At 72.8% G+C, this 16,282-nt stretch carries 11 protein-coding genes and 1 other RNA gene; 8 read left to right on the forward strand and 4 right to left on the reverse strand.

What is annotated here, in order from left to right:
* Nucleotides 1-21: 21 nt before the first annotated feature.
* Nucleotides 22-720: a transposase gene (locus QM772_RS07805; RefSeq protein WP_415135195.1), complete on the reverse strand. Its 699-nt coding sequence runs from the start codon at nucleotides 718-720 to the stop codon at nucleotides 22-24.
* Between the two features lie 173 nt (nucleotides 721-893).
* Here QM772_RS07805 and QM772_RS07810 point away from each other — a divergent pair, with 173 nt between their 5' ends.
* The 4 genes from QM772_RS07810 to QM772_RS07825 all read left to right on the forward strand — a co-directional run bounded on the left by QM772_RS07810 (nucleotide 894) and on the right by QM772_RS07825 (nucleotide 7,422).
* The gene (locus QM772_RS07810; protein WP_415135197.1) at nucleotides 894-3,179 is read left to right on the forward strand and encodes a CARDB domain-containing protein; all 2,286 of its coding nucleotides are present in this window, start codon (nucleotides 894-896) and stop codon (nucleotides 3,177-3,179) included.
* A gap of 243 nt (nucleotides 3,180-3,422) precedes the next feature.
* The gene (locus tag QM772_RS07815) at nucleotides 3,423-5,066 is read left to right on the forward strand and encodes an MBL fold metallo-hydrolase (RefSeq protein ID WP_415135199.1); all 1,644 of its coding nucleotides are present in this window, start codon (nucleotides 3,423-3,425) and stop codon (nucleotides 5,064-5,066) included.
* 68 nt (nucleotides 5,067-5,134) lie between these two features.
* Nucleotides 5,135-6,289: a YjgN family protein gene (locus QM772_RS07820; RefSeq protein WP_415135201.1), complete on the forward strand. Its 1,155-nt coding sequence runs from the start codon at nucleotides 5,135-5,137 to the stop codon at nucleotides 6,287-6,289.
* Nucleotides 6,286-7,422, forward strand: a complete 1,137-nt coding sequence (locus tag QM772_RS07825) for a M48 family metallopeptidase (RefSeq protein WP_415135203.1) — start codon at nucleotides 6,286-6,288, stop codon at nucleotides 7,420-7,422. The genes QM772_RS07820 and QM772_RS07825 overlap by 4 nt, the downstream gene beginning before the upstream one ends.
* Before the next feature lie 76 nt (nucleotides 7,423-7,498).
* Here the strand turns inward: QM772_RS07825 and rnpB are convergent.
* Nucleotides 7,499-7,858, reverse strand: an RNA gene (gene rnpB, locus QM772_RS07830) — RNase P RNA component class A.
* Nucleotides 7,859-8,010: 152 nt separating this feature from the next.
* Here rnpB and cysK point away from each other — a divergent pair.
* The 4 genes from cysK to QM772_RS07850 all read left to right on the forward strand — a co-directional run bounded on the left by cysK (nucleotide 8,011) and on the right by QM772_RS07850 (nucleotide 13,781).
* Nucleotides 8,011-8,928 carry a cysteine synthase A gene (gene cysK, locus QM772_RS07835; protein ID WP_415135205.1) on the forward strand — a complete coding sequence of 306 codons (918 nt, stop codon included), beginning with the start codon at nucleotides 8,011-8,013 and terminating at the stop codon, nucleotides 8,926-8,928.
* A 247-nt stretch (nucleotides 8,929-9,175) separates the two neighbouring features.
* Nucleotides 9,176-9,664, forward strand: a complete 489-nt coding sequence (locus tag QM772_RS07840; protein ID WP_415135206.1) for a hypothetical protein — start codon at nucleotides 9,176-9,178, stop codon at nucleotides 9,662-9,664.
* 53 nt (nucleotides 9,665-9,717) lie between these two features.
* Nucleotides 9,718-12,057, forward strand: a complete 2,340-nt coding sequence (locus QM772_RS07845) for a tetratricopeptide repeat protein (protein ID WP_415135208.1) — start codon at nucleotides 9,718-9,720, stop codon at nucleotides 12,055-12,057.
* Nucleotides 12,054-13,781 carry an NAD(P)/FAD-dependent oxidoreductase gene (locus QM772_RS07850; protein WP_415135210.1) on the forward strand — a complete coding sequence of 576 codons (1,728 nt, stop codon included), beginning with the start codon at nucleotides 12,054-12,056 and terminating at the stop codon, nucleotides 13,779-13,781. Before QM772_RS07845 ends, QM772_RS07850 begins: the two co-directional genes overlap by 4 nt.
* A 281-nt stretch (nucleotides 13,782-14,062) precedes the next feature.
* On the opposite strand, the gene QM772_RS07855 is transcribed toward QM772_RS07850, so the two are convergent.
* Both QM772_RS07855 and htpX read right to left on the reverse strand, forming a co-directional pair.
* Nucleotides 14,063-15,244: a hypothetical protein gene (locus QM772_RS07855; RefSeq protein WP_415135212.1), complete on the reverse strand. Its 1,182-nt coding sequence runs from the start codon at nucleotides 15,242-15,244 to the stop codon at nucleotides 14,063-14,065.
* Between the two features lie 142 nt (nucleotides 15,245-15,386).
* The gene (gene htpX, locus QM772_RS07860; protein ID WP_415135214.1) at nucleotides 15,387-16,256 is read right to left on the reverse strand and encodes a protease HtpX; all 870 of its coding nucleotides are present in this window, start codon (nucleotides 16,254-16,256) and stop codon (nucleotides 15,387-15,389) included.
* Nucleotides 16,257-16,282: the final 26 nt, after the last annotated feature.

The raw sequence follows: 16,282 nt of genomic DNA on the forward strand, positions 1-16,282 counted from the left end.
AGCAATCGCCAGCGGCTGTTTTTATTCTTGATCGCCGGGCTTGCGAGGTCGTCCGGCAGCGGCGCGGGCGACGCGGCGCTCGGTTCTTTTTTGCAATCCCGCCACGAAGTCGCCGCTGCCCAGCGCCCAACCGCTGTGCGCCGCGCGGCCGATCTCGGCCCGCTGCGCCTCCCCCAGGCCCGCGCGCACCAGATCGGCATAGGCCGCCTGGCGTGCGAACGGCGTGTTGCCCAGCGCCCAGTAGAGCGGGTGCGGCGTCAGCCAGGCGTCGTGCCGGTGGCCCGCGTGGTGCGCGTAGCTCGACCACGGGTAGCCCTCGGGCCGCGCCACCATGCCGGCGCGCACGGGGTTGAGGTCGATGTAGGCCATGCAGGCCAGCAGGTGGCGCTCGGCCTCGATCAGCGTGCCGCGGTAGCGCCCCTCGAACAGCGTGCCGCTGCGCCCGTGCCGGCGATTGAAGCGCCGCACGTAGCCGCGCCCCAGCGCCTGCATCATTTTGGGGATGCCCTCCCCGGTCTGGGGCGTGAGCAGCAGGTGCACGTGATTGGTCATCAGCACGTAGGCGTGCACCGCCACCTGCGCGGCCGCCGCCTGCGCGCGGATACCCTCCAGCAGGTGCGCGCGGTCGTCGTCGTCCAGCGCGATCGGCTGGCGGTTGTTGCCGCGCTGGATGACGTGGTGCGGGTAGCCGGGAAGGGTGAGGCGGGGGAGGCGGGCCATGGGGAAATTATCATCGGGGAAATCATGATCTGACCCCAAATAGCAGACCCCAAATAGCACCAGATAGCAGACTCCAAATAGCAACACCAGTGCCATCCCCAATGGCCTCGGCCCCAGAGACCATGGACAATGGGAAGGTTGTCTACTGTCACCGCTTCCAGGAGGGAATCGCCTTGAAAAACATCTCATCACTCATGGCCGCGCGCCGGGCCCGCCTGGTGGCGGCCCTGCTGTCGCTGGCCGCCACCACGGCCATGGCCGCGCCGATCACCGGCATCCAGGGCAGCCAGGGCGGCACGCTCTGGAACACGGCCGTGGGAGCGGAGGCCGCCGCCGCCACGGTGAGCACGGAACTGCTGGCCTTCACGGTCGGCGGCACGACGTACTCCACCGGCGTCAACGACGGCCTGGTGACCGGCACCTACACAGCCGCCAATTTCCAGGCCTTCGTGGTGCCGCCCTTCACGGCCGGCACCAGCACCCTGACCGCCTGGGGCAGCGCCATGACCGTTCCGGCCTCCTACCCGGCTCTGAACTGGTTCCTCTCCGACGGCACCCAGGGGCTGGAGCTGGCGACGGCGGTGTTCAACTCTCCCGCGCAGAACATCGATTTCCCGATCGCCATCCCCAGCACGGCCAGCCTCACCCTGCCGGCCATCGTGACCACGCAGGTGGGTGATCCAGGCACCACGGACACCTACTACTTCGTGGACAGCAGTGGCACCCAGGTGGGCAACGCGATCTCCGTGAGCTACGGCTCCGTCGCGCGGGTCGGGGAAATTACCTGGCAGTTCCGCACGGCCACTGGCGGCACCAGCACTCAGGCCACCGGAAATCGCAACCTTCGCTTGCAGTCCTACACGCTGGGCGACTTCCTGACGGCGGCCCAGGTCGGCAGCGTCGTGGCCTTCAGGCAGGTGCTCAGCGGCCAGTCCGACCTGGCCTTCGTGGCCTACAACAGCGACCTGCTCGCGGTGCAGGCCCCTGACCTGGCCATCGACCTGACCGGGCTGACCACCCCGGCGCTGGGCGTGTCCTACAGCGGCAGCTTCTCCTGCACCAACAACGGCGCGGCCGCCGCCACCGTCGGCACCACGTGCACGGTGAGCAACCTGCCGGCCGGCCTGTCGGTGGGCGCCTGCACCATCAGCGGCGGCGGCGCCTGGGTCGCGGGCGACGCCGTCCCCGTGGGCAGCACCGTCACCTGCGCCGTGACCGGCACGCCCACGGCCACGGGCACGACGACGGTCTCGGGCAGCACCAGCGGCTCCAGCACCACCACCGCGGGCGGCACCACCGTCACCACGGACGACTCCGATCCGTCGAACAACACGGCCACGCTGGATCTCACCGTCACCGCGCCCGACATGCAGGTGACCAGCGTGGACCTGCCGGCCGGCACCGAGGGCACGCCCTATTCCGGCAGCTTCGTGTGCACCAACCAGGGCGACGCGGCGGCGGCCAACGCCACCTGCGCGGCCACCAATCTGCCGGCCTGGGCCAGCGTCACCTGCGATCCGACCACGCCGGTCGCCTCGCTGGCGGCGGGCAGCGCGATCACCTGCACGGTGAGCGGCACCCCCCCCACCGGCAGCAACGGCACGACCGCCGTCACCGTCACCGCCGGCACCAGCACCCCCGAGTCGAACACCGACAACAACACCGGTTCGGGCAACATCGTCATCGCGGGCGTGCCGGACATGGCCGTGACCAGCGTGGACCTGCCGGCCGCCACCGTGGGCACGCCCTACTCGGGCAGCTTCGTGTGCACCAACGTCGGCACCGCCGCGGCGACGGACGCCACCTGCACGGCCACCGGCGTGCCCGCCTGGGCCAGCGTCACCTGCGATCCGACCACGCCGGTCGCCTCGCTGGCGGCGGGCAGCGCGATCACCTGCACGGTGACCGGCACGCCCGCCACCGGGGACAAGGGAACCTCGTCCGTCGACATCACCGCCGGCTCCAGCAGCTCCGACGCGGACACCACCAACAACACCGGCAGCGGCAGCATCGTGGTCACGGGCGTGCCCAACGTGGTGATCGACCTCGGCGGCCTGCCGACCACGGGCACCGTGAACCGGCCCTACAGCGGCACCTTCACCTGCACCAACGACGGCACGGCCGACGCGGACGCCGCCGCCTGCACGGTGACCGGCCTGCCGACCGGCGTGACCGTGGGCGCCTGCACCATCAGCCCCGACGACGCCGCGTGGACCTCGCCAGGCACCATTCCCGAAGGCCAGACCGTGACCTGCGCGGTGAGCGGCACGCCCACCGAGACCGGCACGTCGGACCTGACCGGCACCGGCGGCACCAGCACCGCCACCGCGACCGTGACCGTGAGCGCCGCCGTCGTGGCGCCCATTCCCACCATGGCGGAATGGGCCCTGGCCCTGATGGCCAGCCTGCTGGCCGTGCTGGGCCTGGCCGGCACCCGCCGCATGCGCCGCGCGGACTGACACCGGCGCCCCAAGGGCCGAAAGGGCTGCGCATGGCGCAGCCCTTTTTTTTGCCGCCGGGCCGCCCCAAGGCAAAACAGCCCCCTCAGGGGGCAGCGGACCACGCGCAGCGGGGAAGCGTGGGGGCGCCTTTTCGCCGCCGGGCCGCCCCAAGGCAAAACAGCCCCCTCAGGGGGCAGCGGACCACGCGGCGGAGGAGCGTGGGGGGCTTGCTCGTTCCACCAGGTGCCCATAATGCGCCCCATGCCCCGCCCCAGCCAGCTCCTGCACCCGCAGCGCGACCCCGCGCCTCCCCTGCCCGCCGCCACCGTGCTGCTGCTGCGCGATGCGGCCGAGGGCGGCGTCGAGGTGCTGATGACGCGCCGCTCGCTCACCGCCAGCTTCGCGCCCGGCGCCTACGTGTTCCCCGGCGGCGGCATCGACGCGGCCGATGCGGCGGCGCACGCGCGGGCGGCGCGGCGCGCGGGCCAGGGCGAGCAGCGCCTGACGCAGGCCATCGCCGCCATCCGCGAGAGCTTCGAGGAGCTGGGCGTGCTGCTGGCGCGCCGCGCCGACGGCTCGCCCGCCACGGCCGGCGACGTCGCCGCGCTGGACCGCCACGGCCCCTTCGTGCCCCAGTGCGCGGCACGCGGCCTGACGCTGGCCGCCGACGAGGTGTACGTGCTGGCGCACTGGACCACCGACCGCGACCTGCCGCGCCGCTTCGACGTGCCCTTCCTGGCCGCGCGCATGCCCGAAGGGCAGACGCCGGTGGCCGACGAGGCCGAGCAGTTCGAGCCCGTGTGGGTGCGCCCGGCCGACGCGCTGGCGCGGCACGCGGCGGGGCAGTTCTTCATCATCTACCCGACCATCCGCACGCTGGAGCGCCTCCAGCCCTACGCCAGCGTGGACGCGGTGCTCACCGCCTGCGCCGGCGAGCGCCCGCTGTGGACGAGCTGCCCGCGCGCCGGCCTGCTGGCCGGCGAGGTGGCGCGCTACATGGAGCACGAGCCGCCCTACGGCGAGCTGGAGCTGACCAGCCCCGACGGGCAGATCGTGCACGCGCTGGACTGGCAACACGAGCGCCCCGTGCCGCTGCTGAAGAACGTGATGCGCCTGACCGCGCCCAACAAGGGCTTCATGACCGGCCCCGGCACCAACAGCTACCTGGTGGGCGACGCGCGCACCGGCTACATCGCCATCGACCCCGGCCCGAACGACGCCGGCCACGTCGAGCGCCTGTGGCGCGCGGCGGGTGGCGACATCCGCCTCATCGTGTGCACGCATTCGCACGCCGACCATTCGCCCGGCGCCAAGCCGCTGCAGGCGCTGTGCGGCGGCAGGCCGCCGATCCTGGGCCTGCCCTCGCAGCCGACGGCGCGGCCGGCGAGCCACTTCATCCCTGACCGTGCGCTACAGGATCAGGAGCTGCTGGCGCTTGCTGGACAAGCGCCGGAGGGTGAAATCACCCACACCCTGCGCGTCATCCACACGCCCGGCCACGCGGCCAACCACCTGTGCCTGCTGCTGGAGGAAGACGGCCTGCTGTTCAGCGGCGACCACATCCTGAACGGCAGCACCACCGTGGTGGACCCGCCCGACGGCGACATGACGGCCTACCTGGATTCGCTCGACAAGCTCGACGCCGCCTGCGCCGCCGCCTGCGCGCGCTTCATCCTGCCCGCGCACGGCCACGTGCTGGGCAGCGCGCGCGCCGTCATCGCGCACCTGAAGGCGCACCGGCTGGCGCGCGAGGCCAAGGTGCGGGCCGCCATGCAGGCCGCGCCCGGCGGCAGCCTGGACGACTGGGTGGCGCTGGCCTACGACGACACGCCGCCCGCCGTGTGGCCGATCGCCAAGCGCTCGATGCTGGCGCACGTGCGGCGGCTGCAAGCACCAAACTCCTGAAAACATAGCTGCCAGCGCATGACCAGAGCGCTCTGGAGGCCGATTTGACTCATAAATAGAGAGGGACCATGGAGCACCAGCCCAGCCCCGCGGTGACGCCGCACCCCATCGAGTTCACCGGCTCGGGCGGCGAGTATTTCCGCGTCTGGATCGTCAACCTGCTGCTGACCATCGTCACGCTCAGCCTCTACACGCCGTGGGCGCGGCGGCGCACGGCGCAGTATTTCTACGGCCACACGCAGGTGGTCGGCAGCCCGCTGGAGTTCGTGGCCGAGCAGCGGCGCATGGTGTTCGGCTTCCTGATCTTCGTGGCGCTGTACGCGGCCTACGAGCTGGCGGTGCAGACGGGGCAGGATCTGGCCGCCGCGCTGCTGATCTTCGGCTTCGCCCTGCTTACGCCCTTCCTGTGGGGCAGCGCCATGCGCTTCCGCCTGGGGGCCACACGCTGGCGCGGCATCCGGCTGGCCTTCACGGCGAGCTGGAAGGAGGTGTACCTGGCGTCCTGGCCGGTGTTCGCCATCGCCGCCGTGTGGACCGGCGCCGCCATCGCCACCGACGCGCTGCTGCCGGCCCAGGCGCGCACCGCGCTGGCCCTGGTGCTGACGCTGCTGTGCGTGATCCGGCTCGAATTCAACTACAAGCGCCTGCTGGTGGCGCGCGCCCGCATCGGCGGGCAGGCGGGGCGCTGGAAGCCGGCGTACGGCGATTTCGTCAAGGTCTGGCTGGCGGCGGCGGGCATCTTCGTGCTGACGCTGCTGGGCGTGGCGGTGGCCGGCTCGGTGGTCACCGGCGGCATCGTCTACCTGGCCCGCGACCTCATGCGCGGCACCAGCGTGCCGGGCATGATCCTGCTGGGCGTGCTGTTCTTCGCGGCCGCCGTGCTGATGCTGATGCTGGCCAGCCTGCCGGCGCGCGCCTACCGCGAGGCGCGCGTGTTCCAGCTGGTTTGGAACAACGTCGGCTTCGGCCACATCGCACGCACCCGCACCAGCCTGCGCACCGGCGCCTACGTGGCGCTGCGGGTGAAGAACGTGCTGCTGTCGCTCCTCACGCTGGGCTTCTACCGCCCCTTCGCCATCGCCAGCGAATACGCGGCCAAGGCCGGCTCGGTCACCCTCCACGTCAAGGGCAGCCCCGAGCAGCTGGTGGGCGAGCTGGCACGGCAGCAGGGCGCGTTCGGCGACGCCGCCGCCGATGCGCTGGGACTCGATCTCATCGGATGAACACGCTGCACGCCCAGTGGTTCGACGGCCGCACGGCGCGCGCGCGCCCCGCGCGCCTGCGCCTGCTGCCGAGCCAGGGCGGCCCGCGCCTGCAACTCCAGGCGCTGGACGGCGAGCGCGAGTCGCTTGAGCTGACGCACCGCCAGGTCGGCTGGCCCGAGCGCTGGTCGGCCCGCCGGCCGCCGCCGCGCGTGGTGGTGGACCTGGGCGCGCACGGCAGCCTGCAAATCGATGACGCCGGCGCCTGGCAGGCCGCGCTGGCGGCAGCCGGCGGGCGCGCCACGCTGGCCGAGCGCATGCAGACGCGCTGGAGCGTGCTGCTGGCGGTGCTGCTGGTGGCGGGTGCCGGCGTGTGGGCCTTCTACCGCTGGGGCACGCCCTGGGCGGCGGCGCAGATCACGCGCCACGTGCCGCTGGCGTGGGAGCAGCAGTTGGCCGAGCGCGCGCTGGCCCAGCTGGACGACGGCACCTTCCAGCCCTCCAGGCTGCCGCCCGAGCGGCAGGCCGCGCTGCGCGCCGGGTTCGACAAGCTGGCCGCGCAGGTCAACGGCGCCCCCGCGCTGCGCCGCTACCCGGGTTATCAGCCGCGCCTGACGCTGGCCTTCCGCTCCGGCATGGGGCCCAACGCCTTCGCGCTGCCGGGCGGCGCCCTCGTCATGACCGACGCCATGGTCGAGCAGGCGCGCCTGCTGCCCGGCACCGGCGACCCGGCCCTGCTGGGCGTGCTGGCGCACGAGATCGGCCACGTGCACTTGCGCCACGGCACGCGCATGGTGGTCGAGCAGGGCGTGCTGCAAGTCGGGCTGGGGCTGGCGCTGGGCGACGTGTCGGTGCTGGTGTCCAGCGGCGCGGCGCTGCTGACCGGCCTGCACTACAGCCGCCGCCACGAGGCCGAGGCCGACTGCTACGCCCTCGCCCTGCTGCGCCAGGCCGATTTGCCCGCCGCGCCGATGGCCGACCTGCTGATGGGCCTCGACTACGACATGGGGAAAAAGGCGCGCCGCAGCACCGGTATCGAGGACCGCGCCGACGAGCCCGCGCGCCCGCGCCCCGGCACCGACTGGTTCAGCACCCACCCCGACACCCGCGGCCGCGCCGAGCGCCTGAAAACGGGCGCCCCGACGGGCTGCTGATTGCTACCAAAAAAATAGCTGCCCGCGCTTTATGGACGGGCGCTGGAGGCCGATTTGGCTTGAAACCCCCAGAAAAGTGTGAAGCCCGCCGATACGCCGGATTCTGTGCGCGGCGGTTGCCCGCCGCGTGACCGCCATCAATCTGGGCCGGGGGTCGCCCACCCGGCTCGGTGCCACCTACCCGCCAGCTCAGCGGGCCGCCTCGAAGCTGGCCTACTTGGTGTTGCTGCGCGCAGAGATTGCCCGTTTCACCCACCCCGGTGGCTCGCACCTTCGGCTGACGCCTCCGGTGCGGCACCCGGGGTGACTCGTCTCTGTTGCTCTGATCCTCACCTCGCGGTGGAGAGCCGTTAGCTCCTGCGCTGCCCTGTGCAGTCCGGACGTTCCTCCAGTGCGCCCTTTCGGGCCTCGCACCAGCGGCGGTCTGGCGGGCTTCACGCGGCGGATTATCGGCGCAAACCCCCGGGCCCGGGGCCCGGCGCCCGCCGGCCGCCGGCCGCCGGCCGCGGCATATCGATATCGCCGCAGGTAGGAACGCCTGCGCCACAATGGCCGCTCCCCTTTTCCCCGCACTTGCTGGAGGCCCTCATGAAAGTAGACAACATCCTGCAAACCATCGGCCGCACGCCCGAAGTGCGCATCCGCCGCCTGTTCGGCCCCGACGCCCAGGTGTGGATCAAGAGCGAGCGCGCCAACCCCGGCGGCTCGATCAAGGACCGCATCGCGCTGGCGATGGTCGAGGACGCCGAGCGCGCCGGCAGGCTCAAGGCCGGCGGCACCATCATCGAGCCCACCAGCGGCAACACCGGCGTCGGCCTGGCGATGGTGGCGGCCGTCAAGGGCTACAAGCTGGTGCTGGTGATGCCCGACAGCATGAGCGTGGAGCGCCGCCGCCTGATGCTGGCCTACGGCGCCACGTTCGACCTGACCCCGCGCGAGAAGGGCATGAAGGGCGCCATCGCCCGCGCCGAGGAGCTGGCCGCGCAGACCCCCGGCGCCTGGATCCCGCAGCAGTTCGACAACCCGGCCAACGTGGCGGTGCACGTCGAGACCACGGCCGCCGAGATCGCGGCCGACTTCCCCGACGGGCTGGACGTGCTCATCACCGGCGTGGGCACCGGCGGCCACCTGACGGGCTGCGCGCGCGTGCTGAAGGCGAAGTGGCCCCAGCTGAAAGTATTCGCCGTCGAGCCCACGCAGTCGCCCGTCATCAGCGGCGGGCCGCCCGCGCCGCACCCGATCCAGGGCATCGGCGCCGGCTTCATCCCGAAGAACCTGGACACCGGCCTGCTCGACGGCGTGATCCAGGTCGAGGCCGAGGCGGCGCGCGAGTACGGCCGCCGCAGCGCCCGCGAGGAGGGCCTGCTGGTCGGCATCAGCAGCGGCGCCACGCTGGCCGCCATCGCGCAGAAGCTGCCCGAGCTGCCGGCCGGCAGCCGCGTGCTGGGCTTCAACTACGACACCGGCGAGCGCTACCTGTCGGTGGAAGGCTTCCTGCCCGCCTGAGAAGGCGTGCTCCGGTGTGTATGCGCCGGGCGCCAGCCGTTACAGCCGGTTTCAAAACCGGTATTTTTTGGCAATCGACCCCCGTGTTCCGGGGGTTTTCTCATTGCCATTGGCATCGGACCAATCCCAGACTGGGCACCTGATTTTTTGCCGCCGGGCCGCCCCAAGGCAAAAAAGCCCCCTTGGGGGGCAGCGGACCTCGCGCAGCGGGGAAGCGTGGGGGCTTTTTTTCTTTGGTGCTACAGCCATGATCTATACCAAGTCGGCATTGGGCGCGCAGGCGATGAAGGACCGGCATGCGGTGGAGATCACGCGCGGCCAGCGTTCGGCCCTGATCCTGTTCGACGGCCAGCGCGACGCGCGCGACGTGCTGGCCGCCACGGCGGCGCTGGGCGTCACGCCGGCCGACATCGACGCGCTGGTGGCGCGGGGCCTGCTGGCACCGGCGGCCGGCGCGCCCGCCAGCGCCCCAGCCGCCAGCCCTCGGGCGCCGCCGGACGCGCCGGCCGCGCCGCAGCGCCCGCTGGACGAAGAGGAGCGCATTCGCCGCTACCGCGCCGCCTACCCGCTGGCCACGCAGCTCACCGCCGGCCTCGGGCTCAAGGGCTTCAAGCTGAACCTGGCGGTCGAATCGGCCCGGGGCTACGAGGGCCTGGTCGAGCTGCTGCCCAAGCTGCGCGCGGCCGTCGGCGACGAGCGGCTGCGGCCGCTGCGCGCGGCGCTGGAAGGGCGCTGAGCGGCGGCGCCGGCTGAGGGACAATCGCCGCTCCCCTCAGCCTGCCCCTCCCGATGCCCAAGAACCCGCGCGGCGGCGCCCGGCCGCCCTCCGCCGCCAGCGGCCTGTTCCCCGCCCCCCGCGCCGCCGCCTCGCCGGCGGCCCAGCTGCAACAGGCCGTCGCCCTGCTGCGCCAGGGCCAGAGCGGCCGCGCCGAGACGCTGCTGCGCGCGCTGGCGCAGCAGCCGGCGGCGCGCTTCGACGCCCTGCACCTGCTGGGCCTGGCGCACCTGCAACGCAAGGACGCCGCCGGCGCGCTGCGCTTGTTCGAGCAGGCCGCGCAGACCCGGCCGGCGCCCGCGCCGCTGCTGAACAACATGGGCATCGCCCTGCGCGAGCTGGGCCGCCCGCAAGACGCGCTGGCGCACTACGAACGCGCGCTCGCCGCGCAGCCGGACTACACCGAGGCCCTGGTCAACCAGGGCAACGCGCTGCGCGACCTGCGCCAGCCCGAGGCGGCGCTGGCCAGCTACGCCCGCGCGCTGGCCGTGCAGCCCGCGCACCCGCAGGCGCTGAACAACCGCGCGCTGGCGCTGCGCGAGCTGGGCCGGCTGCAAGAGGCCCTGGCCAGCGCCCAGGCCGCCCTCGCCGCGCGGCCCGACTACGCCGAGGCGCAGCTCAACCTGGGCCGGCTGCTGCTGGACGCCGGCCGGCCGGCCGAAGCGCTGGCGGCCGCAGACCGCGCCCTGGCGCTGCGGCCCGGCGCCGCCGACGCGCTGACCGCCCGGGGCGAGGCGCTGGAGGACTTGCAGCGCCCCGCCGAGGCCCTGGCCTGCCACGACCAGGCGCTGCGCGCCGCGCCCGGCCAGCCCGACGCGCTGGCCCACCGCGCCAGCGCGCTCGAAGCGCTGCACCGCCTGGAAGAGGCCGTGCAGGCCTACGACGACGCCATCACCGCCGCGCAGCCCGCCAGCGCCGCCCTGCTGGCCAACGCCGCCGGCCTGCTGGCGCGCCTGGGCCGCCATGCCGAGGCCGTGGCGCGCTACCGCGCGGCGCTGGCCGCCGACCCCGCCGCCCCCTACGCCGCCGGCGCGCTGCTGCACAGCCGCCTGCACCTGTGCGACTGGGCCGGGCACGACCGCGACGTGGCCGCCATCGAGGACAGCGTGGCCGCCGGCCGCCTTGCCGCCACGCCGTTCCACCTGCTCGGCATCACGCAGCGGCCGGCGCTGCTCAAGCGCGGCGCCGAGCTGTTCGCGCAGGACCAGCACCCGCCCCGCCCGCCGCTGGCTTTGCCGCGCGCCGCGCCCCTGCCGGACGGCCGCCTGCGCCTGGCCTACCTGTCGGCCGACCTGCACGACCACGCCACCGCGCACCTGATGGCCGACCTGTTCGAGGCCCACGACCGCGCCCGCTTCGAGGTCTGGGCGTATGCCTTCGGCCCCCGCACCGACGACGCCATGCAGCAGCGCCTGCGCCAGGCCTTCGACCACTTCATCGACGCCCGGGCGATGAGCGACCCGGCCGTGGCCGCCCACATGGCGCGCGCCGGCATCGACATCGCCATCGACCTGAAGGGCTACACGCGCGACAGCCGGCCCGACATCCTGGCCTGGCGCCCGGCGCCGGTGCAGGTCAGCTACCTCGGCTATCCGGGCACGCTGGGCGCGCCGTACATCGACGCCGTGCTGGCCGACGCCGTGCTGGCGCCGCCCGGCGACGAAGCGCACTACACCGAGCAGGTGGTGCGCCTGCCCGGCACCTACCAGGCCAACAACGCGCCGCGGCCGCCGGACGCACCGCCGCCCACGCGCGCCGAGGCCGGGCTGCCCGAGGCCGGCTTCGTGTTCTGCTGCTTCAACAACGCCTGGAAGATCACGCCGCCGGTGTTCGACGCCTGGATGCAGGCGCTGCGCGCCGTGCCCGCCAGCGTGCTGTGGCTGCTGGAAGACCACGAAGCCGCCGCCGGCAACCTGCGGCGCGAGGCCGCCGCGCGCGGCGTCGATCCGGCGCGGCTGGTGTTCGCCCCGCGCGCCGCGCACGGCGCCCACCTGGCGCGCCAGCCGCTGGCCGACCTGTTCCTCGACACCCTGCCCTACGGCGCCCACACCACCGCCAGCGACGCGCTGCGCCAGGGCGTGCCGGTGCTCACCTGCCACGGCGACAGCTTCGCCGGCCGGGTGGGCGCCAGCCTGCTGACGGCGCTCGGCCTGCCCGAGCTGGTCGCGCCCGACCTCGCCGCCTACACCGACCGCGCCATCGCGCTGGCGACCCAGCCCGAGCGCCTGCGCGCGCTGCGCGAGCGGCTGGCCGGGCGCGTGCAAAGCAGCGGCGTGTTCTCGCCCGAACACTTCCGCGCCGGCTACGAGGCCGCGCTGCTGGCGCTGTTCGATCAGAAACGGTCCAGCCCATGATCCGCATCGCCGAACTCCGCCTGCCGCTGGCGCAGGCCGACGCGCCCGAGCCGCACCTGCTGCCACTGGCGGCACGCAAGCTCCAGCTGCCCGAGGCCGCCATCGCGCGCCTCAGCGTCTTCAAGCGCAGCTTCGACGCGCGCAAGGCCGAGCTGCTGGCGGTCTACATCGTCGACGCCGAACTGGCCGACGCGGCGCAGGCCGCGCCCACGCTGGCGCGGCTGGCCGGCGACCCGCACGTGCAGCCCACGCCCGACATGGCCTGGCGCCCGCCCGTGGCGCCGCACGCCGACTGGCAGGGCGAGCGCCCGGTGGTGGTCGGCTTCGGGCCGTGCGGCATCCTGGCCGCGCTGGTGCTGGCGCAGCTGGGCCTGAAGCCCATCGTGCTGGAGCGCGGCAAGCCGGTGCGCGAGCGCACACAGGACACCTGGGGCCTGTGGCGGCGCGGCCGGCTCGACGCCGACAGCAACGTGCAGTTCGGCGAGGGCGGCGCCGGCCTGTTCTCCGACGGCAAGCTCTACAGCCAGGTGCGCGATGCGCGCCACCTGGGCCGCAAGGTGATGGAAGAGTTCGTCGCCGCCGGCGCGCCGGAGGAGATCCTGTGGGTGGCGCACCCGCACGTGGGCACCTTCAAGCTGGTGAAGGTGGTGGAGAGCCTGCGCGCGCGCATCACCGCGCTGGGCGGCGAGATCCGCTTCGGGCACCGCGTGACCGATGTGCTATTGAATCAAGAGCTGCCAGCGCACGCCCTGCAAGCGCTGGAGGTCGAAAACCTTCAGAACGGCGAGCGCTACCAGCTGCCCGCGCGCCACGTGGTGCTGGCCCTGGGCCACAGCGCGCGCGAGACCTTCGCCATGCTGCACGCGCGCGGCGTGGCGATGCAGGCCAAGGCGTTCTCGATCGGCGTGCGCATCGAGCACCCGCAGAGCGTGATCGACCGCGCGCGCTGGGGCCGCCACGCCGGCCACCCGCTGCTGGGCGCGGCCGAGTACCGGCTGGTGCACCACGCGGGCAGCGGCCGCACCGTCTACAGCTTCTGCATGTGCCCCGGCGGCACCGTGGTGGCCGCCACCAGCGAGCCGGGCCGCGTGGTCACCAACGGCATGAGCCAGTACAGCCGCGCCGAGCGCAACGCCAACGCCGGCCTGGTGGTGGGCATCGCGCCGGCCGACTTCCCGCGCGACCCGGCGCTGTTCGAGGCTGAACTGGGCGCCACGCACGGCGCCGATGCGCTGCCCGAAGGCAGCGCGCATCCGCTGGGCGGCATCGTGCTGCAACGGCAGCTGGAGGCCGGCGCCTACACGCTGGGCGGCGGCGGCTACCGCGCGCCGGCGCAGCGCGTGGGCGACTTCCTGGCGCGCCGCCCCTCCACGGCGATGGGCGAGGTGATCCCTTCATACAAGCCCGGCGTGACGCCCGCCGACCTGCACGCCGCCCTGCCCGCCTGGGCCACCGAGGCCATGCACGAGGCCCTGCCCGCCTTCGGCCGCAAGCTCAAGGGCTACGACCTGCCCGACGCGGTGATGACCGGCGTGGAGACGCGCACCTCCTCGCCCGTCAGCATCCCGCGCGGCGGCGACTTGCAGAGCCTGAACGTGCGCGGCCTGTACCCGGCCGGCGAGGGCGCGGGCTACGCGGGCGGCATCCTGTCGGCGGGGATCGACGGCATCCGCGTGGGCGAGGCGGTGGCGCAGGCGCTGCTGGGCCAGGCCAGCGCGGCCTGATTCTTACGGATTCGCGTTCATCGACAAGCCGTTCGGGCTGAGCCTGTCGAAGCCTGACGCGGCGCTTCGACAAGCTCAGCGTGAACGGACCTAGGAGTCTGCGCGGCAGAAGCCGCCGAAGCGAAACGCGCGAAAAACGAGGACAGCGTGGTGATACCGACAAGCCCAGGGTAGGCCCCCTGGGCGCAGGCGGTAGCGCCGCGATGGACCGTTTTCTCGCGCGTTGCAGCCGGCGCAGGTTCTGCCGCGCAGACTCCTAGATTCTTGAACGCACCTTGGCATCAGACCACAGATACCGCTTCCACCAAGTCGCGCCGCGCCAGCCTGACGCGCCGCTCACCCTCCAGCGCCGTGACCTCGTAGCCGTTGGTGATGACGGGCACGTCGTCCGCGCGCAGGTCGAACCCCGCCACGTGGGTCGCCAGCACCTGCGGCGTGCGGCTGTTCGGCCCGATGCGGATCAGCTCCCACGAGCCGGGCACCAGGCTGCCGGCGTGCTGCGCGTCGGTCTTGACCTTGCGCAGGTCGATCATGCGGCCGTGCAGCCAGAGCTGGCCCAGGTCCTGGTCCAGCTCGGGCGCGCGCGGGCCGCCGGCCGACTTCAGCGGCTCCTTGCCGTAGATCTGCGAGAAGAAGTTGAGGTAGCCGAACACCGCCTTGCCCAGGCGCAGCGGCATCATCACCGTGTCCTTCAGCGCCATGCCGGCCTGCTCGTGCGCGGGCTTCTCCACCGGGCGGCGGATGGCGTACAGCGCGCCGTCGCGGCCGGCGCGCGGCGCCACGTGGTCGTAGGCCGGGTCGTCCAGCACGGTGTCGATCTCGCCGGTGACGAAGTTCAGCCGGTTGATCACCGCGTGCCCCAGCGCCACCACGTAGCCGTGCTGCGGGTGCCGCGCCACGCCGCTGGACTGGTACACCAGCGCGTTGGGCAGGCCCCAGATGCGCGAGGGCGCGGCGTCGATGCAGTCGCCGCCGGTGACGGTGCCCTGGTGGTTGCCGTCCTCGTCGTACACGTCCAGGTGCGCGGTGCAGTCGGGGTGGGCGTTGGCCAGGATCAGGCGGCGCGCGTCGCCGTCGTAGGTCATGCCCAGCACGGACGTGGCGCTGCGGTGGAACAGCCGCACCTCGCGCTGCTCGTCCACGTGGTAGCGGAACAGGCCGATGCTGCCGGCCACCTGCAACAGGTAGTAGATGACCCCCGGCTGGCCGCCCGCGCAGGCGTGCAGGAAGCGCGGCGGCGCCACCGCCGCGCCCGGCGCGCCGCTCCGGCCCCACAGCTGCGCGCCCGACAGCATGCCGCGCCCGGACTCCTCGCGCTCGGCGTACTTCCAGGAGGTGTTGCGGCGGCTGGCGGCGTCGCGCGCCAGCAGGTCGCGCGCGAAGCGGGATTCGATGGCGACGGGGCGATCGCCGCCATCGCGGTGGAGGTGCAGTTCGCCGCCGGCGATCGAAAGCAGTTCCATGGGGACTCCGGGTCGGTTTGCGCGCAGTTTAGCGAACGCCCCGGGGCCGCCATGAAAAAACCGCAGGCCCTCGCGGACGCTGCGGTTTTGATAGCTGCCAGCGCTTGCTGCACAAGCGCTGGAGGCACTTTTTACTTAAAACTCAACCCTGGTAGGCTTTGAGCGCGGCGATGCGCTCCTCCATCGGCGGGTGGGTGGAGAACAGCTTGCCGATGCTGCCGGCGATGCCCATGGCGGCCATGTTCTTGGGCATCTCGTGGCCGTCGGCGTGCATGCCGCCCAGGCGCGCCAGGGCGTTGATCATCGGCTGCGGCCGGCCCATCAGCTGGGCGGCGCCGCGATCGGCGCGGAACTCGCGCTGGCGCGAGAACCAGGCCACCACGATGCCGGCCAGGAAACCGAACAGGATATCGAGCACGACGGTCGTCACGTAATAGCCGATGCCGGGGCCCGAGCTGTCGCTGCCGCGCCGCAGGAAGCCGTCCACCAGCGAGCCGATGACGCGGCTGGCGAACACCACGAAGGTGTTCATCACGCCCTGGATCAGCGCCATCGTCACCATGTCGCCGTTGGCCACGTGCGCCACCTCGTGGCCGATGACGGCCTCGACCTCCTCGCGCGTCATGCCGCGCAAGAGGCCCGTGGAGACGGCCACCAGGGCCGAGTTCTTGAACGCGCCGGTGGCGAAGGCGTTGGGCTCGCCCTCGTAGATGCCGACCTCGGGCATGCCGATGCCGGCCTTGTCGGCGAACCTGCGCACCGTCTCCACGATCCAGGCCTCGTCGGCATTGGCCGGCTGCTCGATGATCTTCACGCCCATGCTCATCTTGGCCATGGTCTTGCTCATCAGCAGCGAGACGATGGCGCCGGAGAAGCCCACCACCAGCGAGAAGATCATCAGATCGCCGGTGTTGGCGCCGGTGTAGCGGCCCACGCCCAGCAGGCTGGTGACGATGCCCACCACCACCATCACGGCGATGTTGGTGAGCACGAACAAGGCGATACGTTTCATGGATTCCCTCTGGCAGATCGTGGATA

Origin of the sequence: Ottowia sp. (assembly GCF_047601385.1) — a bacterium.
GTDB lineage: Bacteria > Pseudomonadota > Gammaproteobacteria > Burkholderiales > Burkholderiaceae_C > Ottowia.